Source organism: Desulfosceptrum tomskiensis, from assembly GCF_049818055.1.
Taxonomy (GTDB): Bacteria; Bacillota; Desulfotomaculia; order Desulfotomaculales; family JASEER01; genus JBFLVT01.
In genome coordinates this window covers 2,137,244-2,164,080 of the sequence record NZ_CP187479.1, presented here as the reverse complement: position 1 = coordinate 2,164,080, position 26,837 = coordinate 2,137,244, and the positions used below count along the sequence as shown (strand labels likewise).

Genomic DNA, 26,837 nt, shown 5'->3' with positions numbered 1-26,837 from the left:
ACCGCTGACGTCCAGTTTTCCGGTGCAAAGCGTCATTCCCGATGCCCGGCGCTCAGTGCTCAGCGCCGGTGCTCATTAACAGGCTTCTGAGCGGCGACTGTTCGGGAAGAGACCTGACGGCCTGCCACCAATAGCTCGTCAAGAGCCCGTCGATCGCCCGCGTCACGCTTGCAAAGTCTCTCGGCGGGCGCTGGCGCGCCGCCAGGTCGCCGGCCATCTTCAGGTAGGCCAGACTTTCCTCGAACTTGCCCGTGGCGGCCAGGTACGCAGAAGCCACGCTGAGGCTTTGCGGGCTGAGGAGGTCGTGCTTTTCCAGAAACCTGGGCAGGGGGACGCTGAGCCGGTCCTTGATGAAGACCAGGCTTTTGATGGCGCGCTCGAAGGCTTCGGGGGTGCGGGCGGCCTCGACGAAAATCTCGAGCGCCCGCGAGACGCTCCCTTTTTGGGCCAAAACCATGCCCAAAAGACACGCGGCTTTAAAGCTCCCCGCCCCGGGGCTGATGACGTACTTTTGCCAGGAAGCGTCGCCCATTTCCAGGCAGCGGTTCAGGAGAGACTCCGCTTCTTCGGTCCGTTTAAGCAAGAAGAGGACGTTGGCGAGCACGTAAAAGAGATCGGTGTAATCCGGGAAAAGCCCCGTGCCCTGTTCCAGGACCGGCAGCGCCTGCCGGTACAGCTTCTCCTCCAGTAAGGACCTGCCGTAATAGAAGAAAAACTCGGGAACGCCGCTCCTTTCCTCGTCGTCGAAGCTGTTCGCAAAGCACTCGGCGGCCGCGGCAAACTCCCGCCCGTAATAATGCTCGACGCCCAGGGCGTAGTTTTGCCTCCGGGGCTCGCCGGCCAAACTTCGGGCAATAGCCTCCCTTTTCCACGCTCTTTTCCGGGCAAGGCAGGCGCTGTCGGCCAGGAAGTGGTAATGGTTGACCGTCACGTCCACGGTGGCGACGCGGCCGCCGGAGGCCAGGACCGCCGAAGCGACATCCTCCGCCGCCGCCCCCTCGTACCGGCCGACGCCCCTGCGGAACAAGCGGCAGGAGCTCTTAAGATGACAGTTGCCCAAGGACAGGCTCTTGTCCAGGTAGGTGCACACCTTGAAGGCGTACGCGTCGTGGTAGCCGTTCCTGACCAGGTTGACGATCATCTCCCTGCTCCGGTCGGGTAGCGCCTCGTCGGCGTCGAGGACGAGCACCCATTCGCCCGCGGCCCGGTTCAGCGCGAAATTGCGGGCCCCGGCGTAGTCGCCGGTCCACTGAAAGCCGTACACGCGGGCGCCCATCTGGTAGGCCGCGTCCGGGGTGTCGTCCCGCGAGCCGGTGTCCACGTAGATGACCTCTGTGGCGATCTCGTTCACGCTCTGGACGCAAGACCTGATCGATGCCGCTTCGTCCCTGCCGACGACGCAGACGCTGATCGCGGGACAGTCGCCCTTTTTAACGGCCAGCTTCTCCAGGTTGCCCAGCAGCTCCCGGGTCCCCGCCTGGTAAACGGCGGCCTCGGTGGGATACCAGGTGGGAGGAACGGGCATGGCTAGGTAGCGCCGCAGGTGTTCCCGCGCCTCCGTAAAGCGCCCGCACTTGACGTGACAAAAGCCGTCCAGGTACACCAGGTCGCTGAACTGGGGATAAACGCCCTGATAGTGGCGCAGATGATCGAGGGCCGCCCGGTACTTTTCCATGTCCATCAGGGTGGTTATCGTCCTTTTGACCAGGACGGGAGCAAAGGCCTGGTTGTGCTTGGTGCGCTTGAGCGCTTCCAGGTAGAACTCCAGGGCCTCCCTTTTATCCCCAAGGCGCAGGTACTCCGTGCCCAGGTTATAGAAAAAGAACCCGTCTCTTTGTTCCTCCGGGTAAGTGCCGAGGATGGCCAGGTTTCTCTGAATCTTGGCCTGGATGTTCGCGGCGCCGGCGTTGTAACCGTGGTGCAGGATGGCGATCTGCGTGTGCCCGATGCAGTTCTGCCCGCCGGCGTCAATGATGGCGCCAGCGATCTGCTCGTGGATTTTGCCGGTGAACCTGAACTCCTTGCGGTTTCTGAACAGGCGGATGCTGGGAAAGGTTAGCTCGACGCCCGCACCGGTCACGTTGGAGACCAGGACGAAGTAGGCCTGGTAGCGGCTGTCCCGGATCACCTTTCTCAGTTCGGAGCCGCTCTTCCGCACGAGTTCCTCGTCGCAATCCAGGTAAAAGATCCAGTCCCCGGTCGCGTGCTCCAGCGAGGCGTTGCGCGCGGCGCTGAAGTCGTTGCGCCACTGCTCCCTGACGACCTTGGCCCCCAGCGACCGCGCAACTTCCGGGGTGTTGTCCGTCGACCCCGTATCGACGACGACGATCTCATCCACGAAATCCTTAACGCTGCGGATGGCGCGGCCGATGTTGTCGGCCTCGTTCCGGGCGATCATGCACAGGCTCAAGGTGTCAGTCGACATTGGCGAAAGCCTCCTTGCAGCGGTGCAACCTTTTTTTGAAGGCCGCCAGCTTGAACAGCGACCGGCGCAGTTCCGCGTTGCTCTCCTCAAGGCCGATCCCCTTGAGGACCAACGACAGGCACTCGTCCGTCAACTGTTCCAGCGCGCCGGTCAGATATAACTCGTTTTTTTCCGCGACCTCCCGGGCGGCCGCGGCAAAATACTTGAAGGCCTTCTCGTGCCAATTGAGGCCGGCGCAGGCCGCGCCCAGCAGGTAATAAGCCTCCGCACGCGCGCGGCACCTGTAGAGCGCCCGTTCCAGAAGTTTTTGAGCCTCGCGGTGGCGGCCCCCGGCCAGCGCGTGCTTGCCGAGAGCAAAGTAAGCTTCGCCGGGGCCTTCCCCGCCGGAGACGGCCCGCCCGACGGCCAGGGCGAGGTCTTTATCGCCCAGCATAAAAGCCTCCAGGGCGATGTCCAGGGCCGCCCGGTGCGCCTCATCCCGCTCGCCCAGCTTCGCCGGGGCCCCGCCGCGCTCCCCGGTGACCAGGGCATCGACGGCCCGACACGCGGCCGTCACCGGAGCGTCCGGGAGACCGCAGGCGGCGATCACCCGGGCCGCGCTTTTCCTGGGGTCGTCGAGCCACCTGGCGAGGCACTGCTCCGGCAGGGCCTTCGCCGCCGCCGGCGAGCCGGGGGGAATGCGGTTCAGCATCTCGGCGGCCTCGGCGTAACGTCCTAGCCTTATCAGGCATTTTCCCTGAAGGAGGAGCGTCCCGGGGTCCGGGACCGGTTGCGCCTCCAGTTCGGCCAGACAAGACGCGAATTCCCCGACGTCGAACAACAGCCGGACGACGGCGCGGCTGTCGAGCCCGGCTTTCTTTAAGAAGGCCGCCGTCTCCGCCCCCGTTTGCTTCTGTTCCTTGAGCAAGGCGCACAGCCTGGCGAACACCCGGTAAGACCGGTCCTCCTTGGCCGCCTTGAGAATGAACTCGACGGCCGCGTCGATATCCCCCCGGCGCGCGCACACCTCGGCCAGGTTTGCAAAAGCCAGGCGCCCGGTTACGCCTTCCGTCGTGATGTACTCCGGCGGCACCTGCGTGAAATGGGTGCACTTCAGGAAGCAGGCCTTCGCCTCGGGCAGCATCCCGAGATCCCAGAAGATCTGTCCCTTGAGGAAATACAAATCGGGATAATCCGGGAAAAAGGCCAGCGCCCTGTCGGCAATCTCCAGCGCTTTGGCCTGTTCGCCCATATCGGAAAGACAGAGGGCGTAGTTCCGGAAGAGCACCGGGGCAAACACCGCCCCCGGGTCGGCGTGCCGGATGGCCGTTTCGTAGTGCCGGCGCGAATCTTCGAGATTTCCCGCCGCATAGTAGCTGACGCCCAGGTTGTAATTGTAGAAGGGATCGTCAGGGCTTTCGGCCAGGGCCTTCTTCAGCAGGGCGATGTTGCGTAGCGTTTTGGCCCGGCGTTCCTTCCGGTCGCGCATGTACCCGTAGTGAATGATGGTCAGGCCCGAATGCCTGATCAACGCCTCGGCCCTGCCGCCGAGATCGCCGAACCTGACCTGCTCGTGGACGACGCCTTGAAAGCGGTAAGCCTCCCTGTTCCTGAACATCCGCAGGTTGAGGTGCCTGGTCCCGGGGCTGCTCTCCGCAGCGGTCGCCGGGCTGGCGATGGTGAAGGTCCATCCCTCCACCCCATCCGGCGCGCTGGCCAGCCTTTTCAGGTTTTGGGCTGTTTCAAGGGGCACCTCCTCGTCGGCGTCCAGGACGAAGACCCAGTCCTTGGTGGCGTGCTTGAGGCTCTCGTTCCTGGCCCGGGCAAAGTCGTCCGGCCAAGGGAAGGAAAAAACCCGGGCTCCGTAGCTTGTGGCAATATCCGGTGTCCTGTCCGTGGACCCGGTGTCGACGACGACGATTTCGTCGACCCAGCGGCGCACGCTTTCCAGGCACCGGCCCAGGTTTTTTTCCTCGTCTTTGACGATCATACAGAGACTGATGGTTCCTGTTTCCATAATCACCTGACTGCCTTCGCCAAAATTGCCATTGATTTTCCAACTTATGAAATAAAAGCGGGAATGGTTACACCGCTAGGGATTCCGGGGCTGACACAACCATATATTGGCAGGAGGTCCCTGGTAGCACTGTGCCAGGGTGCCCATATATTGTAAGAAAAGGAAGGAGGGTATCTCATGGCCATCAGGAGAATTTGCGTAGATGAAGTCACCACTCTGTCTACGACTTTCTCGGAAACCATTACCTGCGCAAACCCGGCGTTTACGCCCGTGGGACCGGGCAAGGTTTGCAATGCCGTGCTGTATAATGTCGGGGTCAACCTGGATTCGACGCCGATGACGCTGTCGTTCTCCTTCGACGCCCAGTTTGAGTACGAGTACGAGCACGAAGGCAGCATCTTCAGGGACTACTGCAACTCGGTGGGCAACAGCGGCTTTATCGCCCTGCCCGGCGGCACCACCCTGTGTCCCGGCGCAACGGCGCCCGAAGTAAAGTCTTCGGTCTCGTGCGACCCGGAAAACATCACCACGACCCCGACCCTGGTATCCGGCGTTGTCAACATGGCCTTCACCATCACCAACCTCTGCACGTCAGCCATTATATGCGTGAACGACAGCCCCTGCCCGTAGCCCGGAGTGATACGGAACAAAAGCCCTCATCCTTTGAGATGGGGCTTTTTTCTTTAGCAAGGCGCTTGACGCCGCAACGGCCGGAAACTCACGCGTTCGCGGCTTGACGCATATCCTGTAATCAACAGCCGCAAAGCCTATTGCTGTTTTTGAAAGGAGTCTGAAGTGATGGCCCCCGTGTTTAAACCGCGCAAACCCGCAGCCGCCCGGGGCACCCCCCCGGGAATGCCGAGCCCAGCCACGCCAACAAAAACAGAGCTGAAACAGGCCGGGGATCGGGGCCTTGAAGATTCATCCGGGACCGGATTGCCGGGTACGCCCCAACAGCCGGTACAGGTATTGGATAGCTCACCGGAGCCAATGCCCGACTACGCGAAACCCGAAGCGGATCATGCCGAACCTCTGCCTTCAGAGGCGACAGAGCAGGCGGAGGCCCAGATCGACCTTGAAGACGAGGCCGGCGCTTGTGCTGCAGAGTTACCCGACCCGACCGCCGAAGGTTGCGAGTGTACCCAAGCCGGAGAAGCTTGCGCTTTTGAGACCGTTACGGAAATGCCTGAAATTATAGAGATTAAATGTGGCGAATTGCCCGGCCAGCGCGCAAAAGAGCGTTGCTCCTGCCAGTTCCCGATCAGGCTCGGGAAAAACTACGGCGCCGTCCAAACGATCGAGATCGCGGCCACGCCGGTTTCAGTCCCTGCAGGCATGGGCCGTACCCAACAGCCGATCCATATGCGGACCGCACAGCAGGCCGTCGGCCGGGAGAGCCCGCTCCGGCAAAAAGAAGAGGCCTCGGTTTATGTCGTCTCCGATCCGGAGGCCGTAAAAAAGTACCGCAGCCTTTCAGGCCGCCGGCCGACGCCGTATGCGCGGTCCCGTACCTGGAACGTTAAACAGGAGATGAAAACCAAGGAACAGGACGCGCTCCTCGACGAGATGGCGGCCCGCATGCAAACCCTGGAGGAGAGGCTGCAACGACTGGAGAGCCTTCTCAAGCCGGTGGACCCGCTCCCGGGCCGGCCTGCCGATCACGAACCGGAAAAGGAACAAAAAACCCAGGGTCTGCCGATTTCCGAGGAACCGGCAGATCATAGGGCTGCTCACCCAGCTCCCAGGCCCATCCTTCTGGTTAGGGAATGGAAGTGACATACTGTAGAAAAGTCGAAATAAAACCCCAGGTCGGTTGAAAACCTGGGGTTTTTCCATAATTGACGGATCCGGCTTGCTCTTGCATATCGCTGGGCGGCACTGCCGCTTTACGGGCACGGGCTGGGCGGGCAGGGACCGATGAGCTGGTTGCCTCCGAAGACCGTGCAGACGGTGATGTTTTCGGGGTAAGGCCGGATGGCGGAAACCAGCAGGTTCTCAAACTTCCACAGCTTGTCGATAACCTTGAGACCGACTTCCACCCGCGGGCAGGTGGGGTCGGGAATGACCTCGCAGCTTTCGATGATGATCGTCTTGCAGGAACCGTCGATCAGCGTCAGTTCTTCCTGGATCGACGGGGTGCTGCCCGAGTTTCTCAACTGGCCATCCGGGAAGGTGAAGAACTGCGTGCATTCAAAGGTGACGGTGGTATTGATGAGAAAGATCATCGGCGGCGTGGTCGTCGTGGACTCCAGCAGGACCTGCAGGCCGACCTCGTTTTCCACTCCGGAGCAGTCGGGCAGGAGGTTTTCCTCGGCGCAGGTCACGGTAACGTCCAGGCACGTGAAGGCGGCAGCGTTGGTGACGATCCGCCGCCCGCGGCAGTTGGCGGCAAGGGCGTCAACACCCGGCAACTGCAGTGAGACCGTCTCCTCGTGGACGCAGATCAGCCTGACGTCCTCGACGCAGATGTCGTGACACTCGCAGACGGCGGTGTCCTCCTGGTAGCCGAACGCCGCCCGCAAATCGGGATCGGTGAAGACGGCGCAACAGAGCGAACAGGAATCGGTCGGGTCAGTACATGTGGGAGGCACCTGTTGCGCGTATACGTCCCTGGCGCCCATTCCTGTGTACTTGGGACAACCCATATAGTTACTCTCCTTTCTCTCAGTGATGATCAGGGTCAGAAGCAGGGTTGATTGGCTAATCCTCTCTGACATCCCAGCTTCTGGTACAGCGTATTCGTAACCATCGCAACTTGTTACCTGGTTTCGATCTGTGTTTACAAAAAATTTGGGCTGCTTCCCGTATTAAAACCCACGCCCGTAGTTTCAGCTCCGGACCTAACTTATCCTCACACGTACCGGATTCTTTCCGGAGCCGCACTAGCTCTGTCCTTGAAACCAGACAGTTATAACCGTACTGCTTCCAAGAATGTAGTTCTGATACTTTACACGGACGAACCGCAGAAAATACTGGGGAACGAGAAGACGGCTTTCGCCGCCACCAATGACGTACGAGAGTTCTTCAAAAGAATCCCATACGATATTATCGGGGCTTAATTGCGGCTGTACTACGACTGGGTTGGAGCCATGGTTTAAGACGAGCAGCGAAAAGGTCTTGATTTGGGCAATGTCCACCGGATTGCTGTAATTCTCAATGTCCGAAGTCACCAGGTCCCGTTCCACGTTGCTTGTAAAGCAGGGAACCGTGCACGGCACAATCGGATAGTAGGTGCCCCGGCAACTTACCTGAAGGGGCTGTACGATGATATTCGATTGTGCCCGGGCATCCCCTGAAAAAGACCGGACATGGATACCCTCGACGCTGACCCGCCTGGCCCCCAGACGCCTCTTCATAGTACTAACCTCCCACCAGCGGATACTTGAACAGGCCCGGACTTGGGCAAACGGATGCGGGAGACCGTGGATCCCCGGTCTCCCGCTTCGCCTTAGGTTTGAGCCTGGAAGAAGATGTTCAGGGTTACCGCACTGTTGGAGTTGACAGCCGCATAGTAAACCCGGGCGTACTTGAGGAAGATGGACGCTACCACCGCATCAACCGCCCCCTGATTCAGGGTGACGGGACCGGCGTGATCGATCCAGTTGGTCGCATCGGGGCTTATCTGCAGTTTAACCGTCGCCTGGGCATTGGCGGCCAACGAGTTATTTACTACGCCGAAAGTGTAAGTCTTCCATTCCATAATATTGTAGGCCGTATCCGGAGCACCGGCGGTACTTGAGAAATTGGCCACCGTGGACTGGACTTCTGTAGTCGCCAAGGTGGACTCCACAGCGAGGCCCGGACTGGTAATCAGCAGCCCGCTACTCGGCGGAGTGATCGACAGTCCGCCGCTGGGCGGGGTAATCGACAGCCCGCCGCTGGGCGGGGTGATCGACAGTCCGCCGCTGGGCGGGGTGATCGATAGTCCCTCAGCCGGGGCGGTAACGGTAAGACCATTGGTCGGAGGCGTAATGGACAGGCCCCCGGTCGGCGGGGTGATCGACAGCCCGCCACTGGGCGGGGTAATGGCCAGCCCCTCGGCCGGTGCCGTGACTACTGCCCGCCCCGAGGAATCGGTGTTGAGAGCCACGTTCTGGCTCCCGAAGATTTTTACGCGTGCCTGGTCGGCATTGTCCTGAAAGATTTTGAAGTTGGGCACCGTGTTTCCCCCTTTTGTTGGTTTTATGACCAATAATTACCTGGTCGCCTTATCATATGTTATCGCAAGGTGGAACGACACTGATTCTTTTACATATATTGTCATAAGAATCTTCCGGGGGGATGCCTAGCCCATGCAAAACAGGATCAGCCTGTGTATGATTGTCAAAAACGAAGAGCAAAACATCCGACGGTGCCTCGGGAGTGTCGGTGACGCCGTGGATGAAATTGTCGTCGTGGACACCGGATCAACCGACAGCACCGTGGACATAGCCAGGGAATACGGCGCCCTTGTATATCACTTTACGTGGAACGGGAATTTCAGTGACGCCCGCAATGCTTCACTGGAACACGCCACCGGAGACTGGATTCTCTTTCTGGACGCCGACGAGGAACTTGCCGGGGAAAGCCGGGATGTTCTGCGCAGGATCACCGCCAGCAATGATATCGAAGGGTATTTTGTACGGATCATCAACTACCTTGGTAAAGAAGGATGGATCGAATCCTGCCCGGACCTGGTATTTCGCCTGTTCCGGAACCGGTCCGATTACAGGTTCCGGGGAGCCATTCACGAGCAGATTGTAGACGTTATTCTTGAGAGAAACGGCAACGCCCGGTATCAGGTCGCCGAAGATCTGGTCATTATCCATTACGGGTATCTCCATCAGCAAATCGAAACCAAAGACAAAAAGAACCGGAACCTGAGCATCCTGCAGCAAGAGCTGGCCGCCGCCCCGGATAACCGCCTGCTGCGCTACCATTATGGGGTGGAGCTCTACCGAGCGGAGCGCTACGCGGAGGCTGCAGCGGAGCTGGTCAAGGCGGCCAACGGTATAGACCCCCAGACTATTTACTTGCCAAAGCTGCTCCGTTACATCGTTCTGTGCTACCAGGCTGCCGGAATGCCGCATAAATCACTCGAAGTCGTGGACCTTGGCCTGCGCCTGTTTCCCGATTACGCCGACCTATACTATTACGGTGGCCTGTGCGCCATGGAAATGAAGAAATACGCCCAGGCCTATGACTTTTTCCAAAAGGCCCTGGCAACCCCCGAACAACGGTCCTACTACGCCCCGTTCAGCGGACTCCGGGGTTTCCGCTGCTACTATCAGCTTGGGCGGGTGGCCGAAATCTTTGCCAATGCCGAAGAGGCCATGCGCTTTTACGTGTTGAGTCTGCGGGATAACCCCTCCTTTGTTCCGGCCCTGGAACGCATCACCGCCCTGCTGGAACCGCAGAAAGACCCGGTCTACGCGGAGAACTGCCTTAACCAGCTCTGCGAGTTTTGCACGCCGGAAGCCAACCTCCTGATGGGGAAAATCCTCTTCGGGCTGTCAGCCTACAAACTGGCCCTAAAATACCTGGAGCGCGGCATCGATGCGGGGGCCGCATCGCCTGAAACGGAGCTCTGGAAGGCAATCTGCCTCATTCAGGAAAAACGCCACCTTGAGGCGTTGCGTATACTAAACAATTTCGACCCCCAGCACCATCTGTATCCACTGGCAACGTTGAACAGGCTGCTTTGTTTCTGGTTGCGCGGAAATCGCCGGAAGTCAAGACAAATAGCGGATGAACTGTTTGCCATGGGGCTTTCCGCTGAAACGGGAGCAGTTGTCGAACTCTTAAGAGACTCCTCCGGTCGCCGCCGGACCAGGCCGGTATCGCTCGGCACCGAAGGGATGAACCTTTTGCTGGACATTGTGGCGCGCGCCCTCGACCTTGGAGAGGTGGGGCTTGCCACATCTCTTCTAGAAAGGCTCGATAAGGGGTCCTTAAACCAGAACGCCGGGGTGATAGGCGAACTCTTTTATCGTTATGACTACCTTGAAGAAGCCGAACGTTACCTTAGTCTTCGGCTGGACACTGAATCCGAAAACGTGTGCATATTGTCCACGCTGGCAGAAATAAAGCAAAGGCAAAATCTATACACCGATGCTGCGGATCTTTATCATAAGACGCTGGCGCTGGAACCAGGGGAGCCGCGACATTATGTTAAATTGATCAGGCTCTACGAAGAAATGCGCCGGCGAACTCTCGAAGAAGCAAGGACCCGGTACCCCGAGGTTCCCGTCTTCCGGACGCTTCTTGAGGAGGCACAACTAAAGACATGGATAGCACCATAGCCCTGGTAATGATTGTGCGTGATGAAGAGGCCCATCTCGAACGGTGTTTGAACAGTGTCAAGGATCAGGTTGACGAAATCGTCATTGTTGACACCGGCTCCAGGGACCGAACGTTAGAACTCGCCCGGCACTATACCCAGAAACTCTATACGTATCAGTGGACGGGAAATTTTAGTACCGCCCGGAACTATGCGATTGAAAGGGCCTCCAGCGAATGGATCCTGTCCCTTGATGCCGACGAGGAATTGGACGTTGCCGCCGGGGAGTTGCGCACTCTCGTTCAGAACAATAACGGGTGCGAAGCCTTCTTCCTTCCGCTGTTCAGCCAAGCCGACGAGACAGGCTCCTGTTTCAGCCGGTCACTGGTACTAAGACTCTTCCGCAACCTACCCGATTACCGCTTCAGTGGCCGTATCCACGAACAAATAATGATTGAGCGCCCAGGGGTAGTAGGGATTACGGACGCCCCGGTTATCTGGCACCGGCCGGTAGCAGCAAAAGAGCGCAACCAAAAGCGCGCCCGCAACCTCAACCTGCTGCTCCAGGCCGTGGAAGCCGACCCGGCCAATTCCTTCCTGCAGTACTACCTCGGGCTGGAGTGGCTCGGCTTGCAGAAACCCGCGCAGGCCCTTGAATGCTTCCAGCGAACTTGCCGTGAGCTGGACGACAGCAACGTACTGTTCAGGGCACCTGCAGTCTTGTACCGGGTTCACTGCCTTAAGGTCCTGGGGCAGCTCGACGAGGCTCTCTGCATTTGCCTCGAGGAGTCTTCCCGTTACCCCTCGTACAGCGATCTTTTCTTTGAAGGCGGTGTCCTGCTTGAACTGAAAGGCGAGTACGCGGTGGCTATCAGGTGGTTTAAGGAAGCCCTGAATTGTGGCACACCCCCTCCCCTGTTCACCCATACCGTAGGAACGGAGGGTTTCTTAGCGCTATACCATCTTGGCTACTGTTCCGAGCAGCTTGGACAATTAGAAGAGGCATGTGATTATTATAAGCAAGCCCTGGCTGCAAACCCGGACTATATCTACCCCCTTTACAGCCTTTTTCTTCTCGAACGTTACAGGAGCGCGCCGCCGGATGTGTTTCAACACTTCAGAAAGACCGGGTATCTCCGGACGTTTCAGCAAGCGGCTGCACTCGCCGAGCTGTTCTTTGCGTCGGGCCGCCCGGACATAGCCCTGCTGTGCCTCAAAGAATGCCCATCGTCCTGGGACTGCCGCTGCCTACCGCAAATTATTCGCTTCTCGACCTACGGCGGGGAACCCGAACACGCTCTCTCCCTGGTGAATGAATTCGAGGCCACTTGCAGGATATTTGACGTCTCCGTTGCCGTTCATCGAATTGTCGCCCTGTTGCTTCTGAACGACTCCCCGACCGCCCGGGAACAGGCGCTAAGACTGTGGCGCAAGCCGGAGCAGCGCAGCGAGGCCTGGGCGCTCTTGAACCTGGTCTCCCTCTGCAGCGGGCATACCTGGTGCGGGCGTCCGGAGAAACCCCGTGAACGGGCAGTGATCAAGCTTGTCCTGGACATCCTGGATGACTGTTTGCGTTCCAGCGCCGTGCCTATCGCACCGGGCGATCGCCGGGAGAAGGTCGATTACGCCCGCCTGGCAAAGGCGGCAATGAAGCTCTTGGCGGATCTTTCCGCTGAGGGCTGCACTGCGTTGACAGACTACCTGAAAAGCAAAGCCGAGGCTTTGAGGCAGACGCTTGACAAACAGCACAGGCTGGCCAGGAGGTTGTACAAGTGAGTTCGCCTTCACTGAGCCTCTGTATGATCGTAAAGAACGAGGAACACTCTATTGGCTCCTGCCTGACCAGTGTCCGCAGCCTGGTGAATGAAATGATCGTCGTCGACACGGGCTCAACCGACCGGACCAGGGAGCTGACGCTAGCGTTTGGCGCCAAAGTTTACGACTTTAAGTGGGAAAACGACTTCTCAGCCGCCCGGAACTACGCCCTTGACAGGGCCTCAGGCGACTGGATCATGGTTCTAGACGCCGACGAAGTGCTGCAGCCGGTCGACCCGGAAGTCCTAAAACCTCTTCTCGAAGCGCCCGGTGTGGAGGGGTATTATGTCTTTATCCAAAGCTATGTCGGCGACGGGGCCATGGTTGCCCCCGACCGGGTCGTGCGGCTGTTCAAAAACAAACCCTGGTACCGCTTTGCCGGAGCCATTCACGAACAGGTTGCCGGCAGCATCCGGGAGCACAACGGTGGCGGCGGGCTGGCTTTTTCCGACCTGGTCATTCACCACTTCGGGTACCTAGCACACCAAGTCGGTTTGAAGCAGAAACACCGCCGTAATATCTCGGTCATCGAGAAGGCGCTGGCGGCAAAGCCCAACGATCCTTTTCTCCTGTTCAGCTTGGGTACAGAATACCTCCAGCAGGGCGAAATCAGCAAGGGAGCGGAGCAATTGGAGAAGGCCTTAACCTTGATGCGCGGGACAGAGGGGTATTTCCACAATGTCTTGACCTCTCTGGGATTAGCTTTTCTTCAGTTAGGTGAGATGGACCGCCTTAATGCGTTCTTGGACAAAGCCGGTCGGATGCTGCCTGATGACCCCGACCTGAATGCGATAAGAGGGATGGCGGCTCTCCGTGCCGGTGATGGAGCCCAAGCCGCACTCGCGTTGAACCTGGCTTTGCCCGGAGGCAAGGTCCTTCCAAGCCATAGCATTCACTCTCTCCTTGGAGACGCATGCCGGATGGCGAAACGGTACGAGACTGCCCGGGATCACTACCTGCAAGCCCTCCGCCTGGCGCCGCACGTCATTTATCCCCTTACGCAAATCCTTAAGATGATCGGACGGGAACAGGTTTCGCCGGAGTGGGTGAAACTCGCCCGCTTTATATCCCCGGGGCAAAAGGAAAGCTTGGTGAAAGGACTGCTTGATTGCGGGGAAAGGCACCTGGCCCTCGTAACGGCACTGCTCGCGGTAGTAGAATCCGCAGCCGCAGGTGATCCCCGACAGTTGGCCAAGACATGCGAAACATCCCGCCGCATCGCGGAGCAGTTGTATGACAGCGGCCCAACGGCCGGGCCCTGCCATAAGTACCAGCTGGTGGGCACCGCCATAATGCAAGTACACGCCGAGGCTGCTCAAGCCGGGCTCTCCTGCCCTCTGTTCAACCCCATCAAGGGACTTCTCGAACAGGCCTCGGCAATGCTGGAATTGCAAGCTAGGAGGTTAATGATGTGTTGAAGGTCCTGGTTGCCAGTCCGGTGCGCCAGAAACCGGCGGTATTAAAAGAATTCCTGTGGTCCCTGGAACAGCTCGAAACCACCGGAATGGATCTGGCCTTCGTGTTTGTTGATGATAACGACGAGGAAAGCGATCTGCTTAGGGATTTCGCGGCAGGCAGAACTAATGTTCGAATCTTCCGGGGCGGAACGTCCGAAGAATACCGGTGCGACGAGAACACCCACCACTGGCGGGACAGCCTCGTTTGGAAGGTGGCCGCCTACAAGGACAGGTTCATCGACATGGCGAAAGACGAAGGCTTTAACTGCCTGTTCCTCGTCGACTCCGACCTTGTGCTGCACCCTAAGACTTTGATCCACTTAGCCGGACTGGGTAAAGACATCGTTTCGGAAGTGTTCTGGACCAGGTGGCAGCCTGAACTGCCCCCCCTGCCCCAGGTCTGGGTAGCCCACGACTACCGGTTGTACGAGGCACAGAGAGACGAGGTATTAGATAACGACGAGATGGTGCGGAGAATAAGCGCCTTCCTGAAGATGCTGCAGCAACCGGGCACTTACAAGGTCGGCGGGCTCGGAGCCTGCACCCTTATCAGCCGCAAAGCGATCTTGATGGGGGTCTCTTTTAAAGAAATCTATAACCTGGACCTCACCGGGGAAGACCGCCATTTCTGCATCCGGGCCGCCGCGCTGGGCCTGGAACTGTACGCCGATACCTACTACCCGCCGTACCACATCTACCGGGAGTCCGAACTGGCCGGGCTTGAGGCTTATAAAAACCGCCACTTTTCAGCAGCGCCACAACCCGCATCGCAGGAGGCCCTACAGGTTAAAGTCCAGGCCGCCGGCCGCCGGGCCAAAAGGGGAAGCAGGATCACCCTCGCCATGCTGGTCAGAAACGAAGCCGGCCGGTACTTGGAAAGGGTTCTCAAACACGCCGCCCGGTACGTCGACAGCGCCGTCATCCTCGACGACGCCAGCGACGACAACACCGTTGAAGTATGCCGCACAGCCCTGGGCCACATTCTCCTGACCCTGGTCAGCAACGGCGAACCGTCTTTCAGCAACGAAATCGTCCTGCGCAAGCAGCTATGGAACCTGGCCGTCGGCACGGACCCGGACTGGATTCTCGTCCTTGACGCCGACGAGATCTTCGAAGACCGTGCCGTACAGGAACTCCGGGGACTTGCCGCAAACCCTGGCGTAGAGGTGTACTCTTTCCGCCTCTACGACATGTGGGACGAACAACGCTACCGCGAGGACGCGTACTGGACAGCGCACCGCTACCACCGGCCGTTTATGGTGCGGTACGTCCCCGGTTTTAACTACGAGTGGCAGGAAACGCCCCAGCACTGCGGCCGTTTCCCCAGGAATATAACGCAGCTTAAAGGCGCCGCTAGCGACCTGCGGGTGAAACACCTCGGCTGGATGAAACCGGCCGACCGCCTCGCCAAGTATTACCGCTACAAGCAGCTCGACCCCCAAGGACGGTACGGGATAATGGAGCAGTACCTCTCCATCCTCGACCCGAAGCCCAACCTGGTCGCCTGGACCGAGGATTAGAAGGCGGCGTCGTGATCCTACGAAAACCGGTTCGATGCCGTCATCCGGCCAGACAATGCCGGGTCCCGGGCGTCGTATTGCCCGGCAAACAGCGAGAGGCCTTTTGAGGCCGTAAATTCGAGGTGCAGATTATGTCCGATACGTTGACATCCCGTTTTTTTGTGCAATCCGACCCCGTAACGAGGAAGCTCGTCGTCGACATCCCCAGGGAATGGTGGAGCAGGTTTTACGAGTACGAGTGGGCCAGCCGGTTCTGCGAGAGCGGGGACGTAGCCCTGGACGCCGGCTGCGGCCTGGGGCACCCGTTCAAATTCCACCTCGCCGACGTCTGTCGGGAGGCGCACGCCTGCGACCTCGACCCGGCGATCCACATGCTGAACGACAAGGATCATCTCGCCCGAACCTTCCGCGATTTCGGCTGTCCCGACCCGGACGGCCTAACCCGGCGCTATCTAAACAAGGTCCGCTACGCCTGCTGTTCCATCACCGACCTGCCCTACGAAAACAAAAAGTTTGACAAGGTGTACTGCATTTCGGTGCTAGAACACCTCCCGGTCAGGGACATATCCCTTTCGCTGCGGGAGTTTCAAAGGACGCTGAAGGACGACGGGCTCATCGTCCTCACCCTGGACTACCCGACCGTCGATTTGCGGCTGCTGACGTCGGTGGCGGCGGAACTGGGTCTGGCCTTCGCGGGCGACGTGTCTCTCACGAAGCCGGCCGACGCCGTCTATTCGCGGCTGTACAACCTCTATTGCTTCCGGGCCGTCCTGCGCAAACAGCCTCAACGGCCAAAATTCGAAGAGCCCGAACCGCCGAAACATCAAGAACCCGAACGACCGAAACCGCTCACTATTTACTGCAGCTTCTAACGTCGTGACAGCAGTTACGCAGAGCAAAAAAACAGGGCTTCCTTGCGGGGAGGCCCTGTTGAACATCCTTTAGAATTAAGACAGCAAAGCGCCGAACGGTTTATAAATCACCACGCCCAACCCGTCGGTGATCACCAGGCTGTGCGGGCCGTCGTCCATTCCCTCGACGAAACAGGTCAGGATAAACATCTTCCTGGCGTTGTACGCCTTGCGAAAGCGGCGGAGCATCAGTTCGTCGAGGTTCGCCACCTCGGCCACCGGCTCGTCGCCGCTGAACACCTGCAAAGTGTAGCGCCCGTCATCCTGGGGGACAAAGTTGACGCGGACGGCCGTATGGTTGTCGTCGTGCACCCTCGCGGAGACTCGCGCGACGAGCCTCTTGGCTTCCGCCAGCGCCCGCTCCTTTTCCAGGTAACGGGCGCCGATCACGGGAACTTCATCGATCAGGGTCAGGGCAACATCTCCATTCACCAGGCACCCTCCTTTCTGTGGCATGATATGCCATAAAAAGAAGAAACGCCCCCAGTAAAACCCTAATGCATGCAATGTTTTCCAAAAGTATATTGCATGGGCATACAGTATTCAATACGCTGACTTCGGCGCCCCCATGCGGTACTTGCCCTGCGTGTCGAGGCCCCCTATGCCGGGATAGCCGGTGATTGTCGACTCGATCACGCTTTTCAGCGCCACGGCCTTGGACACGGGTGTATAGGCCACTTTTTCCACGATGAAGACCGGGTCGAAGGCGTGGATTAGGACGCGCTCCGGTGAACTGGCAAAATTCGCCCCGGCTTCGAGAATGGCTTCATAATAGGACTGGCAGGCACCCGCGAAAATGACCAGGTCGTCGCGGTTTTTTTCCCACTGCCGGGCGGCCCGGACCGCCTCGACAAAGTAAGCCGAGCTCCTGTAGTTCTTCATATCCCGGAAGTCGCTCGCCCCCTTGACCAGCGCATCGTGTCCCGTCAATACCAGCAAATCGGGCCGGTGTTTTTGCAGCAGGAGCACCACCTCTTTCGGCTGCCTCTCCTCCGGAATGTGGTAACCGTCGGCGGGCACGCCAAGCTGCTTATAGGTGGTTATGCACAAGTCGAGGTAATCGCCGTCCCCGTCGATATGCAAGACCCTTCCGGGTACGTCAAAAGTTTTTACGTCCGTACGATTCAGACTTCTAATATGCTCAGCCTCACGGCGCTCAAAACAGCGCTTCACAAGCTCGCCGCTCGACTTCATGACTTTACGCCAGTACTCGGCGACCTCCGCCGGGCTGATCTTCTCCAGGTCATCCACGGGCGCGTCGGACACCAGCCGGATGTCCAGCCCACGGAGGATGGCGTAAGGCACTTTATCCCGCTCAAACAGTTCGACAACCTTAAAGTAGATGTCCTTGTTGTAAGACTTCCGCCCAACGATGTCGCCTATTGCGATATCCACGCCGGCAAGCCCCCTTCTCGTTTTTTCCATAATATGCCGGACGCGGCATCAGGGTGACTTGCCCAAGCACAACCGGTAGCGTACTTCCTTATAATGGCATGCGGGTCTTTTCAAACAAGGAGGAATCGCATGCTCTGCGCGGTAATCCCTGTCAGGAACGAAAGAGACAGCATCGGTCACGTCATTGACACCGTTCTGGCCGCAGGAGTGGACCATGTAATCACAGTAATCAACGGTTGCACCGACGGCTCGGCGGCGATCGTTCTGGAACACAGCGGGGATAGCCGGGTGATACCGATACTTTTCAAGGAGCCGCTGGGGATCGACGTTCCCCGCGTTGTAGGGGCGTCACTGGCCAAAGAGCTTAACGCGGATGCTGTCCTGTTTGTGGACGGCGATATGCAGGGCGTCAGCACGCAAACGCTGCAAGAACTGTCTACGGCCATCCTGGACCGGGGCTGCGACTGCGCCCTGGCCGACTGCTACCCGCCGGACGGCACCAAGACCCCGTCTTCACCCCTCGCCCTGTACCTGATAAGGATCAGGACGCTGCTCAACGCAGCAGTGGGCCTCGACCACCTGGGGGCGGCGACGCCGACCCACGGGCCGCACGCCTTGAGCAAACGCTTCCTGGAAAGCGTTCCGCTTCGCGAACTGGCTATTCCTCCCGTGGCTATGGTCATGGGTACCCGGGCCGGGCTGAACTTCTGCGTCGCCGCCGCCGTCCCACACGAGGCCCTGGGGTCACCCGACAGGAGCGAGCGGCACGTCACCCGACTGGCCGAAACGATTATCGGCGACTACATTGAGGCTTTCTGCGTCCTGCAACAAAAGGAAAGATCCCGCAGCCTGCGCGGCCGGACCTATGAGGGGTACAACAGAGAGCGCCGGTTTGATATCTTGGAACACATCATTGCCTGATAAAGCTTAAGGCATTGACTACTAAACAAAGCACTAGGAGAGTGCCGCAAAAAGCCGATACACTGGTTTTGGTATAGGCATCTCTAGGGTACGGCTATGCTTCGGAAGTTAGCCTTAAGACCGCTCAGAAAGAGGTCCGAGGTAATTAGAAAGCGATCGCATCCGCGATCGCTTGAAATCCTGCCCTCTATTCCAAAATCCTACATTCTACCACCCTACATCCTAAGTCCTATGTCCTATGACTTACGTCTATTTCGTATGCCGGTCGGCCACCGAGGAGGCGCCGTAGGCGTCGGGCTTAATCTTGGCGTTAAACCCGCTGCCCGTAACCATGCCCACGACCTCGCGGATCAGGTCCTTGGTGTCCCCATGGCTGCCGACGTCGATGTGGATCTCCACCTGGTGTTCGTCCAGCCCGGCCTCGGCGCAGTGCTTGGCGATGATCCCGCCCAGTTCCAGGCTGAGCGCCGTTTCAAAAAAAATCTTCTGCCGGAGGCTCTTGATCTTCCTGTGCATGCGCTTGCGGTAGAAATAGCGGGCGCCCTTGCTCAAACGGTGGACGATGACGGCCGTGATGAAGCAGGTCTGCCCCTTCATCACCTGCGAATCCGAGCCGATGATAATCTTGTACTGCGAATTCGGCAGACCGGCGATATAGGAGCGGATTTCGTCCATCATCTCCTCAAAGGAAAGCCTTCCCTTGGTGGGACTGGTTAGGTACATGTTTAAAAGCACCTTCCCTCAAAAACGCTGAAAACTTTGTCGAAGGCCGTTTCTCCATCCTCCACGTTTGGGCCCTCTCTCTTATCACGCTCGCTTCACAAGATTCCCCAAGCCTTACACTACTATTATAGCAGTTCCTCGCCGTGCTGCAATTCAGCCCAGGCGTCCGCCAGCCTGGCAAACTCATCCAGGGTGAGTGTTTCGCCGCGGCGGGCGGGATCGATGCCTGCCGTTTCGGCCAGCGCCGCCCACTGCTGTTTCGCAAGACCGAGCCCGGCCGCCTCCAGCGCCTTGGGAAGCATCTTCCGCCTTTGGCTGAAAGCCGCCCTGACTAGGCGGAAGAAGGCAGCCGCGTCGGCCACCTCGACCGCCGGCCTATCTCTTAAGTTCAGGCGGACGACCGCGGAATGGACCTTCGGCGGGGGGAAGAAATTCCCCGGGGCAACGCGGCAGACCACCCGCGGCTCCGTATAGAACTGGGCCAGGACGCTCAGCGCGCCGTAATCCTTCGTCCCCGGGGCGGCGACCAGCCGCTCGGCGACCTCTTTCTGCATCATCAGGACCATCACTGCGGGGCGGGGCTCGTTTTCCAGGAACTTGGCGATCAGGGGACTGGTGATGTAGTAAGGCAGGTTGGCCACGACCTTGAAAGGGGGAGCCAGGTGCCGCTCGCGCAGCACGGCGGCGTAATCGAGCTGCAGGGCGTCGGCGTGCAGCAGTTCGACACCGGCCAGGCCCTGCAGGGTTTCCTCCAGGACGGGCAGCAGCGCGCGGTCCAGCTCCACGGCCAGGACCCGCGCCCCGGCCTCGGCCAGGGCCCGCGTCAGGACGCCCAGGCCCGGCCCGATCTCGACGACCACGTCCCCGGGAGCAATCCCCGCCGCGGCGACGATCTTCTCCGTTACCCCGCGGGCGAGCAGGAAGTTCTGCCCCAGCGCTTTCTTGGGGTGAAGGTTGTGCCTCGCCAGGATCGCCCTGGCCTTTGTAGCCGCCGTCTGCTCCCGCACCGCGATCTCCTTGCCATTATATCCTTGCCATTATATCTACAAGCAACGAAAGAGTGGGCTTGGTTTTTCCTAGTACAAGCCTAATTCTGCCTAAGAGCCCTGTCAATGATGATTCAATGCCTACTCCAAAACATAAACGTTAACGTCCCTGACGCCCCACTGCAGCGCCACCTCGCGCGTGGTGAAAAAGACATCGATCCGGTTGCCCTTGATGACGCCGCCCGTGTCCATGGCGCGCGCATACCCGTAACCCTCGACGTACAGCTCGGTGCCCAGGGGGATCACGGCCGGGTCGACGGCGACGATGCCGGGGGCGGGGTCGACCCCGGTGGCGCACTTGTAGCCTGTATACGTGTAGGCGGTGGCCCGCATGGTAATCACCGCCGAGTAACGCGGGACGCTGCCGCCGCGGGAGACGTCCTTCATTCCGACCATCACGACCTTGTCCCGCGGGTCTTTGACCCTAACGCGCTGGCCGGGCTCGCGTTCCACGGCCCGCCCGTCGTGGTAGGTAACCTTCCACTCCTGCAGATCGAGGCCCGGCTCCCCTTCCCGGACGACCTGCGAAAGCCCCACAAAAAGGTGGGGGCTGGTCACGCGGCGCACCCGAAAAGGTACGGGGACGCCGGTCCGCTCGGTGCGGACCTCGACGCGGGTGACCTTGATGACCGTGTCCTTTTGCAGCCTGCTCGCCGGCAAGGGATAAACGATGTCTTGAGCCCCCAGGCGGACCCCGCAAGCCTCGAGCGCCTGTCCCACGGTTTCGACACGGCTGACCGTCCTCACCTCGGTCCCGTCGACCAGGATCCTCACCTGTTTAGCGCGCAGGATCCTGATCTCCATTCCCTCGGCCAGGCGGGCCGCCGGGCCGGGAACAACGACGTCTCGCTCCCCGAGGGTAATGCCTTGCGCCGCGAGGAGCTGCCCCACCGAACGGCAGTAAGTCCTGACCATCCTGGTTTCCCCGCCGTCCGACACGGTCACCCGGACATCGGTCCACAGGACCGCGGCGACCCCCAGCAACAAAACAAACAGCCCCAATACCGCCAGAACCCGCGGCAGCCGGGAAGGGCCCACGGTTTCGGCGACGTAGGGGCGCGCTATGTATGGATAAAATTGGATTTCATTCCAAGTCATGCCTATCACCCGGTTACTATCTTCGCCGGGAGAAAAGGCGTTCCTTTACGGAATTATCGTCAGGCTCCGGCAGTGATCGCCACGGCTCACGCCTCAGAACTCAATGCCTGGCTGCGCAGCCACCCCATGGTCGTAGGGGTGCTTGACACATTTCATGTCGGTAACTAGGTCGGCCATGTCGCATATCGTTCGGGGAGCGTCCCTCCCGGTGAGCACCAGGTGCTGCTCCGACAATCTTTCCCGAATTAAACGCCGCAGGTCTTCCTCTGACAGCAGCCCCAGTTGCAGTGCGCAGAAGACCTCGTCGAGGATGACCACGTCCCATTCAGGGGACTTGACGGCCTTCTCGGCCTTCAGGAAGGCCTCGCGCGCCGCCTCGCGGTGGGGCGCCAGGGCGCCGGGGCTCTTGTCCCTGATCAGGCCCAGGCCCAGGGAGCGCAGCTCGAAGCCGTCAAGCTTCCGGCAGGCCGCGCTTTCCCCCGTCGGGAAGGCCCCCTTGATGAACTGCAGGCACAGCACCCTCATGCCGTGCCCCCAGGCCCGCAATCCCAGGCCGAGGGCGGCCGTGGTCTTGCCCTTGCCGTCCCCGGTGAAGACAAATACCAGCCCTTTACGCGTCACATTTCCCCCTCCTTGATGCCGAAAAAGCGCAGGGCGTTGGCCGTCGTCAGGGCCGCCAGCTTTTCCGCCGTCGTCCGGCGCAGCTCGGCCACCACCGCCGCCGTATAGGGCAGAAAGGCCGGCTCGTTGCGCCGGCCGCGCCTGGGAACGGGCGCCAGGTAGGGCGCGTCGGTCTCCAGCAGGAGCCTCTCCGCTGGCACCCTCCGGGCCACATCCTTTAGGTCGGCGCTTTTCGCGAAAGTGACCACGCCGGAAATGGAAATGTAACAGCCGAGACCCAAGAAAGCCTCAGCCCAGATCCAGTTTCCCGTAAAACAATGCATGACGCCGGGGCCGGGAGCCTCTTTCAGGATCGCCAGCGTGTCCTCCTCGGCCTCGCGGCAGTGCACGACGACGGGCAGGCCCAGCTCCCGCGCCAGCAAAAGCTGGGCCCGGAAGACTTCCCGCTGGATGCCGCGGGGCGAATGGTCGTAGTGATAGTCCAGCCCGATCTCCCCGATGGCCACGATCTTGGGGTGGGCCGCCAGGGTCCGCAGTTCGTCCAGATAATCTTTTCCCGCTCTGGCGGCGTCGTGCGGGTGGACGCCGACGGCCGCCCGGATGCCGGGGTATGCCTCGGCGATCTCCACCGCCTTGCGGGACGAAGCCATGTCACTGCCGATGGTGACCAACCCGGCCACTCCCGCCTGGCGGGCACGGGAGATTACTTCATCAAGATCCCCGGCGAAGGACGCGTCGTCCAGGTGACAGTGCGTGTCGACCAGCATCTATCCGGCCTCGACCTCGATGCGCGGAAAGAGCGGCTCGCCGCGGGCGATCTTCGTCCCCGCGGGCGTCCTCCCCCACGTCAGCGATTCCCAGGTCTGCAGGTCAGGGCGGTCGGAGAGGCCGAGCTGCTGCCAGGCCCGGGCGGCAAAACCGGGCATGAACGGCGTCAGCATGATCGTAATGAAACGGTAGGCTTCGGCCAGGTTGTACATTACGGTATTCAGCCGCTTTTTCTGTGCGGGGTCCTTGGCCAGGCTCCAGGGAGCGGTCTCCTCGATGTATTTATTGGCCCGCGACACCAGCCGCCAGGCCGCGGCCAGGGCGTTCGAAAGCTCCAGGCCGTCCACCAGCCGGGCCACTTCGTCGGAGGCCTCCAGGGCGATGCCGACCAGTTCGTTGTCAAGCGGGTCCCCTATCGAAGGAGCCTCGACCACAGCCCCTTGGTATTTCGTAATCATTGCGGTGAGGCGACTCAAGAGGTTCCCCAGGTCGTTGGCCAGATCAATGTTGATCCTGTTGATCAGGGCTTCCTCGGAATAGTAACCGTCGGCTCCAAAGGGCAACTCGCGGAGGAGATAGTACCTTATCGCATCGACCCCATACTTGTCGATCAAGACGTGGGGATCAACGACGTTCCCCTTGGACTTGGACATCTTCCCGCTTTCCAGGAGCAGCCACCCGTGCCCGACCACCCGCTTGGGCAGCGGAATGCCGGCCGCCATCAGGAGGATCGGCCAGATGATGCAGTGGAAACGTATGATATCCTTCCCGACCAGGTGGACGTCGGCGGGCCAGTAGCGCTCGTAAAGACTGGAGTCCTCGCTGTTGTAGCCCAGAGCCGAGATGTAGTTGGTCAGGGCGTCGACCCACACGTAGATCACGTGCCGTTTGTCGAAGGGGACCGGAATGCCCCAGTCGAAGGTTGTCCTCGACACGCAAAGGTCTTCCAGCCCCTGTTTGATGAAGCTTACGACCTCGTTGCGCCGGGTGGGCGGCTGGATAAACCCGGGGTTGGCCTCGATGTGCGCAAGGAGCCTGTCGGCATACCTGGACTGGCGGAAAAAGTAACTCTCCTCCCGCGTCAGTTCCACCGGCCGCCCGCAATCCGGGCAGTTCCCTTCCTTCAACTGGCGCTCGGTCCAGAAAGTTTCGCAGGGCGTGCAGTACCATCCTTCGTAAGCCGCCTTGTAGATGTCGCCCTGCTCGTACAGCCGGGTGAAAATCTCGGCGACCACCCTCTTGTGGCGCTCTTCGGTGGTCCGGATGAAATCCGAGTACTCTATGCCGAGGCGTTCCCAGAGGTGTTTAAAGCCCGCCACGATCCGGTCCACGTACTCCCGGGGGCTTTCGCCGTGGCTTTTGGCCGCCCGCTCGATCTTCTGGCCGTGTTCGTCCGAACCGGTGAGGAACCAGACGTCGTATCCCGTCAGCCGCTTGAAGCGCGCCACCGTGTCGGCGGCCACCGTGGTATAGGCATGCCCGATATGCAGGTTATCGCTGGGGTAGTAGATGGGTGTCGTGATGTAGAACGTCGGTTTGGCCAAAACCAATCCTTCCTTCTTCTGTAAGTGTCGCGACAATTCTACCTGAGTTGGCTCTTTATTGTCAAGCTTTCCCGGAACGCGTGCCGAGATTGCGCTGGTAATTGAAAAACCTGTCAAGTTATGCCAGGAAAATGTAAAAAAGGTATTGACTTATAATGGAATGCTTGGTACCATTTACTTGCAATATTTTGTTGGACTTTGTCGAAGACTCATTTTATTTTTTGGGGAGGGGAAGCGTTGAAATCTACAGGTATTGTGCGTAAGGTGGACGAGCTTGGACGGGTGGTGATTCCCATCGAACTGCGGCGCACGCTGGGAATCGAAGAGAAAGACGCCCTGGAAATCTACGTGGACAACGAAAAGATCATCCTCAAGAAGTACGAGCCTGCCTGTGTCTTCTGCGGCAACGCCGGCGACGTCCAGTATTACCGCAACAAGCTGGTCTGCCGCGAATGCGCCCTGGCGATGGCCGAGAAGGCCCAGGCTAAGGTGCAGGCTATTTAGTACATAGGCTTTAAAGACAACAACATCAAAAAGAGGGGTCCAAAAGCCCCTCTTTTTGTTTCAGCTTGTTTCGGTATTCTTTCCGGACCGTTCCCTCCCGGCCACCAGGGCGTAAACCTCGCGCTTGGGCATCCCCAGCCTGCGGGCCGCCAGCCTGATGGCCTCGCGGCGCTCCTCGCCGTTCTCCACCAGCCGTTCCACCTCGGCCGCCGCATCGGCCTTGGAGGGCACCGTCCCGGAAGCCGGAGCGGTGTTCCCCTCCACCACCAGGGTGAACTCCCCCCGCGGCGGGTTGGCCCGAAAATGCTCGAGCGCGGCGCTCAAGGTCCCGCGAAAAACCTCCTCGTGCAGCTTGGTGAGCTCCCTGGCCACGGCCACCCGGCGCTCGCCGAAAACCTCGCGCAGTTCCTCCAGCGTCTTAAGGACGCGGTTCGGCGACTCGAAGAAAACCAGCGTGCGCCTCTCCAGGGCCAGTTCTTCGAGAAGCTTCTTGCGGCCCTTGCGGGGCAGGAAACCCTCAAAGACGAAACGGTCGGTCCGCAGCCCGGAGGCGACCAGGGCGGTAACGGGGGCCGAGGCGCCCGGGACCACGACCAGCGGTATCCCCCGCTCCACGGCCCCCGCGACCAGCAGGGCCCCGGGGTCGGAAATGCCCGGCAGACCGGCGTCGGAAACGACGGCCACCGATTTTCCCGCTTCCAGGGCCGCCCAGATTTCGCCGGCCCTGCGATCCTGGTTGTGGGCGTGATAGCTGAGGAGGCGGGTGCGGATGCCGTAGCGCTGGAGCAGCTTTTGCGTCTGCCGCGTGTCCTCGGCGGCGATGAGATCAACTTCCTTGAGGACGCGCAACGCCCTCAAGGTGACGTCCTCCAGGTTGCCGATCGGGGTCGCGCACAGGTAAAGCGTTCCGGGCCGCTGATCGTTCATTTCCCGACTATCTGGATCTCAGGCAGCGGGAACTCTTTGGTATGCTTGGACTCCTTCAGTTCCACGCTGACCGTCTTCTTGAAGATGTTGACCCCCGTCACCTTGCCCTCGCCCAGCGGCGTAACGACCTTGGTCCCGCTGTCCGGGAAGCCTTCCCGGGCGTCTTCGTAAGCCTCGTTTTCGTATTTCAGGCAGCACATCAGGCGCCCGCAGATGCCGGATATCTTGGCGGGGTTCAGCGAGAGGTTCTGATCCTTGGCCATCCTGATCGAAACGGGCGTGAACTCCTGCAGGAACGAGGCGCAGCAGAGCTCGCGGCCGCAGCACCCCAGCCCGCCGATTATCTTGGCCTCGTCGCGCACGCCGATCTGCCTCAGCTCGATGCGCGTGCGGAACACGGCGGCCAGGTCACGGACGAGATCCCGGAAATCGATCCGGCCCTCGGCCGTGAAGTAGAAGATGATCTTGCTCCCGTCGAAGGTGTAATCGACGTCGACGAGCTTCATCGGCAGCCCGTGGGCGGCGATCTTGTCCTGGCAGATCTGAACGGCTTCTTTCTCCTTCTCCTTATTCAAAGCGAGATGCTTCATGTCCTCGGCGTCGGCCTTGCGGATCACCGGCTTCAGGGACTGCTCGGCATCGACCGGCCGCTCCTCGGCGCGCGTCACGACGATGCCGTACTCGATGCCCCTGACCGTCTCGACGATCACCCCGTCGCCCGGCGCAAGTTCCAGGTACCCGGGGTCGAAGTAATATATCTTGCCTGCCGGCTTAAATCTGACTCCTACTACTTTCCCAGTCATGTATTTCCTCCTCCGACCAAGCGCTGGGTACGGCGACTCATACTAAAGGCATCGGGCACCGGGCTTTTGAGCTGTGGTGGGTTGAAATCCTTACCCTATCCCAA

At 59.8% G+C, this 26,837-nt stretch carries 24 protein-coding genes; 9 read left to right on the top strand and 15 right to left on the bottom strand.

The genetic code is table 11. The annotated features are described in order from the left end of the window. Window positions 1-52 precede the first annotated feature (52 nt). Window positions 53-2,425 carry a glycosyltransferase gene (locus ACPV0M_RS10995; protein ID WP_425620673.1) on the bottom strand — a complete coding sequence of 791 codons (2,373 nt, stop codon included), beginning with the start codon at window positions 2,423-2,425 and terminating at the stop codon, window positions 53-55. After that, on the bottom strand, window positions 2,415-4,421 hold the full coding sequence (locus tag ACPV0M_RS10990; RefSeq protein ID WP_425620672.1) for a glycosyltransferase: 2,007 nt from the start codon (window positions 4,419-4,421) through the stop codon (window positions 2,415-2,417). The genes ACPV0M_RS10995 and ACPV0M_RS10990 overlap by 11 nt, the downstream gene beginning before the upstream one ends. Before the next feature lie 177 nt (window positions 4,422-4,598). Between ACPV0M_RS10990 and ACPV0M_RS10985 the strand changes: the two genes are divergently transcribed. Next, complete coding sequence (locus ACPV0M_RS10985) at window positions 4,599-5,051, top strand: hypothetical protein (RefSeq protein ID WP_425620671.1); 453 nt, start codon at window positions 4,599-4,601, stop codon at window positions 5,049-5,051. Between the two features lie 360 nt (window positions 5,052-5,411). Then, window positions 5,412-6,197: a hypothetical protein gene (locus ACPV0M_RS10980; RefSeq protein ID WP_425620670.1), complete on the top strand. Its 786-nt coding sequence runs from the start codon at window positions 5,412-5,414 to the stop codon at window positions 6,195-6,197. Between the two features lie 110 nt (window positions 6,198-6,307). Here ACPV0M_RS10980 and ACPV0M_RS10975 read toward each other — a convergent pair whose 3' ends face one another. The 3 genes from ACPV0M_RS10975 to ACPV0M_RS10965 all read right to left on the bottom strand — a co-directional run bounded on the left by ACPV0M_RS10975 (window position 6,308) and on the right by ACPV0M_RS10965 (window position 8,580). Then, on the bottom strand, window positions 6,308-7,066 hold the full coding sequence (locus ACPV0M_RS10975; RefSeq protein WP_425620669.1) for a hypothetical protein: 759 nt from the start codon (window positions 7,064-7,066) through the stop codon (window positions 6,308-6,310). Window positions 7,067-7,303: 237 nt separating this feature from the next. Continuing rightward, window positions 7,304-7,777 (bottom strand): DUF6385 domain-containing protein, encoded by a 474-nt coding sequence (locus ACPV0M_RS10970; protein WP_425620668.1) that lies wholly within the window; start codon window positions 7,775-7,777, stop codon window positions 7,304-7,306. Between the two features lie 92 nt (window positions 7,778-7,869). After that, window positions 7,870-8,580 carry a DUF6385 domain-containing protein gene (locus tag ACPV0M_RS10965; RefSeq protein ID WP_425620667.1) on the bottom strand — a complete coding sequence of 237 codons (711 nt, stop codon included), beginning with the start codon at window positions 8,578-8,580 and terminating at the stop codon, window positions 7,870-7,872. A gap of 133 nt (window positions 8,581-8,713) precedes the next feature. Between ACPV0M_RS10965 and ACPV0M_RS10960 the strand changes: the two genes are divergently transcribed. From ACPV0M_RS10960 to ACPV0M_RS10940, 5 genes are all read left to right on the top strand, one after another. Then, the gene (locus ACPV0M_RS10960; protein ID WP_425620666.1) at window positions 8,714-10,702 is read left to right on the top strand and encodes a glycosyltransferase; all 1,989 of its coding nucleotides are present in this window, start codon (window positions 8,714-8,716) and stop codon (window positions 10,700-10,702) included. Continuing rightward, window positions 10,687-12,456: a glycosyltransferase gene (locus ACPV0M_RS10955; protein ID WP_425620665.1), complete on the top strand. Its 1,770-nt coding sequence runs from the start codon at window positions 10,687-10,689 to the stop codon at window positions 12,454-12,456. Before ACPV0M_RS10960 ends, ACPV0M_RS10955 begins: the two co-directional genes overlap by 16 nt. Further along, a complete protein-coding gene (locus ACPV0M_RS10950; protein WP_425620664.1) occupies window positions 12,453-13,913 on the top strand; it encodes a glycosyltransferase in 1,461 nt (486 codons plus the stop codon). The genes ACPV0M_RS10955 and ACPV0M_RS10950 overlap by 4 nt, the downstream gene beginning before the upstream one ends. Continuing rightward, window positions 13,907-15,472, top strand: coding sequence for a glycosyltransferase (locus ACPV0M_RS10945; protein WP_425620663.1), 1,566 nt, complete (start codon window positions 13,907-13,909; stop codon window positions 15,470-15,472). Before ACPV0M_RS10950 ends, ACPV0M_RS10945 begins: the two co-directional genes overlap by 7 nt. A gap of 131 nt (window positions 15,473-15,603) precedes the next feature. Beyond that, a complete protein-coding gene (locus tag ACPV0M_RS10940) occupies window positions 15,604-16,344 on the top strand; it encodes a class I SAM-dependent methyltransferase (protein ID WP_425620662.1) in 741 nt (246 codons plus the stop codon). A gap of 75 nt (window positions 16,345-16,419) precedes the next feature. Here the strand turns inward: ACPV0M_RS10940 and ACPV0M_RS10935 are convergent, their stop codons facing one another. Together ACPV0M_RS10935 and yabG are read right to left on the bottom strand one after the other, a co-directional pair. Further along, window positions 16,420-16,815 carry a hypothetical protein gene (locus ACPV0M_RS10935; RefSeq protein WP_425620661.1) on the bottom strand — a complete coding sequence of 132 codons (396 nt, stop codon included), beginning with the start codon at window positions 16,813-16,815 and terminating at the stop codon, window positions 16,420-16,422. Between the two features lie 111 nt (window positions 16,816-16,926). After that, the gene (gene yabG / locus ACPV0M_RS10930) at window positions 16,927-17,808 is read right to left on the bottom strand and encodes a sporulation peptidase YabG (RefSeq protein ID WP_425620660.1); all 882 of its coding nucleotides are present in this window, start codon (window positions 17,806-17,808) and stop codon (window positions 16,927-16,929) included. 99 nt (window positions 17,809-17,907) lie between these two features. Here yabG and ACPV0M_RS10925 point away from each other — a divergent pair, with 99 nt between their 5' ends. Beyond that, a complete protein-coding gene (locus ACPV0M_RS10925) occupies window positions 17,908-18,699 on the top strand; it encodes a glycosyltransferase family 2 protein (RefSeq protein ID WP_425620659.1) in 792 nt (263 codons plus the stop codon). A gap of 249 nt (window positions 18,700-18,948) precedes the next feature. On the opposite strand, the gene ACPV0M_RS10920 is transcribed toward ACPV0M_RS10925, so the two are convergent. From ACPV0M_RS10920 to metG, 6 genes are all read right to left on the bottom strand, one after another. Beyond that, window positions 18,949-19,422, bottom strand: coding sequence for a ribonuclease H-like YkuK family protein (locus ACPV0M_RS10920; protein ID WP_425620658.1), 474 nt, complete (start codon window positions 19,420-19,422; stop codon window positions 18,949-18,951). A 125-nt stretch (window positions 19,423-19,547) separates the two neighbouring features. Next, the gene (gene rsmA / locus ACPV0M_RS10915) at window positions 19,548-20,429 is read right to left on the bottom strand and encodes a 16S rRNA (adenine(1518)-N(6)/adenine(1519)-N(6))-dimethyltransferase RsmA (protein WP_425620657.1); all 882 of its coding nucleotides are present in this window, start codon (window positions 20,427-20,429) and stop codon (window positions 19,548-19,550) included. 120 nt (window positions 20,430-20,549) lie between these two features. Beyond that, a complete protein-coding gene (locus ACPV0M_RS10910) occupies window positions 20,550-21,566 on the bottom strand; it encodes a ubiquitin-like domain-containing protein (RefSeq protein WP_425620656.1) in 1,017 nt (338 codons plus the stop codon). A 93-nt stretch (window positions 21,567-21,659) separates the two neighbouring features. Further along, on the bottom strand, window positions 21,660-22,187 hold the full coding sequence (gene cobO / locus ACPV0M_RS10905) for a cob(I)yrinic acid a,c-diamide adenosyltransferase (RefSeq protein WP_425620655.1): 528 nt from the start codon (window positions 22,185-22,187) through the stop codon (window positions 21,660-21,662). After that, the gene (locus ACPV0M_RS10900) at window positions 22,184-22,954 is read right to left on the bottom strand and encodes a TatD family hydrolase (protein ID WP_425620654.1); all 771 of its coding nucleotides are present in this window, start codon (window positions 22,952-22,954) and stop codon (window positions 22,184-22,186) included. Before ACPV0M_RS10900 ends, cobO begins: the two co-directional genes overlap by 4 nt. Next, window positions 22,955-24,499 carry a methionine--tRNA ligase gene (gene metG / locus ACPV0M_RS10895; RefSeq protein ID WP_425620653.1) on the bottom strand — a complete coding sequence of 515 codons (1,545 nt, stop codon included), beginning with the start codon at window positions 24,497-24,499 and terminating at the stop codon, window positions 22,955-22,957. Between the two features lie 237 nt (window positions 24,500-24,736). Here metG and ACPV0M_RS10890 point away from each other — a divergent pair, with 237 nt between their 5' ends. Next, window positions 24,737-25,003: an AbrB/MazE/SpoVT family DNA-binding domain-containing protein gene (locus ACPV0M_RS10890; RefSeq protein WP_425620652.1), complete on the top strand. Its 267-nt coding sequence runs from the start codon at window positions 24,737-24,739 to the stop codon at window positions 25,001-25,003. 60 nt (window positions 25,004-25,063) lie between these two features. Here the strand turns inward: ACPV0M_RS10890 and rsmI are convergent, their stop codons facing one another. After that, complete coding sequence (gene rsmI / locus ACPV0M_RS10885; protein ID WP_425620651.1) at window positions 25,064-25,930, bottom strand: 16S rRNA (cytidine(1402)-2'-O)-methyltransferase; 867 nt, start codon at window positions 25,928-25,930, stop codon at window positions 25,064-25,066. After that, window positions 25,927-26,733 (bottom strand): PSP1 domain-containing protein, encoded by an 807-nt coding sequence (locus tag ACPV0M_RS10880; protein WP_425620650.1) that lies wholly within the window; start codon window positions 26,731-26,733, stop codon window positions 25,927-25,929. The genes rsmI and ACPV0M_RS10880 overlap by 4 nt, the downstream gene beginning before the upstream one ends. Window positions 26,734-26,837: the final 104 nt, after the last annotated feature.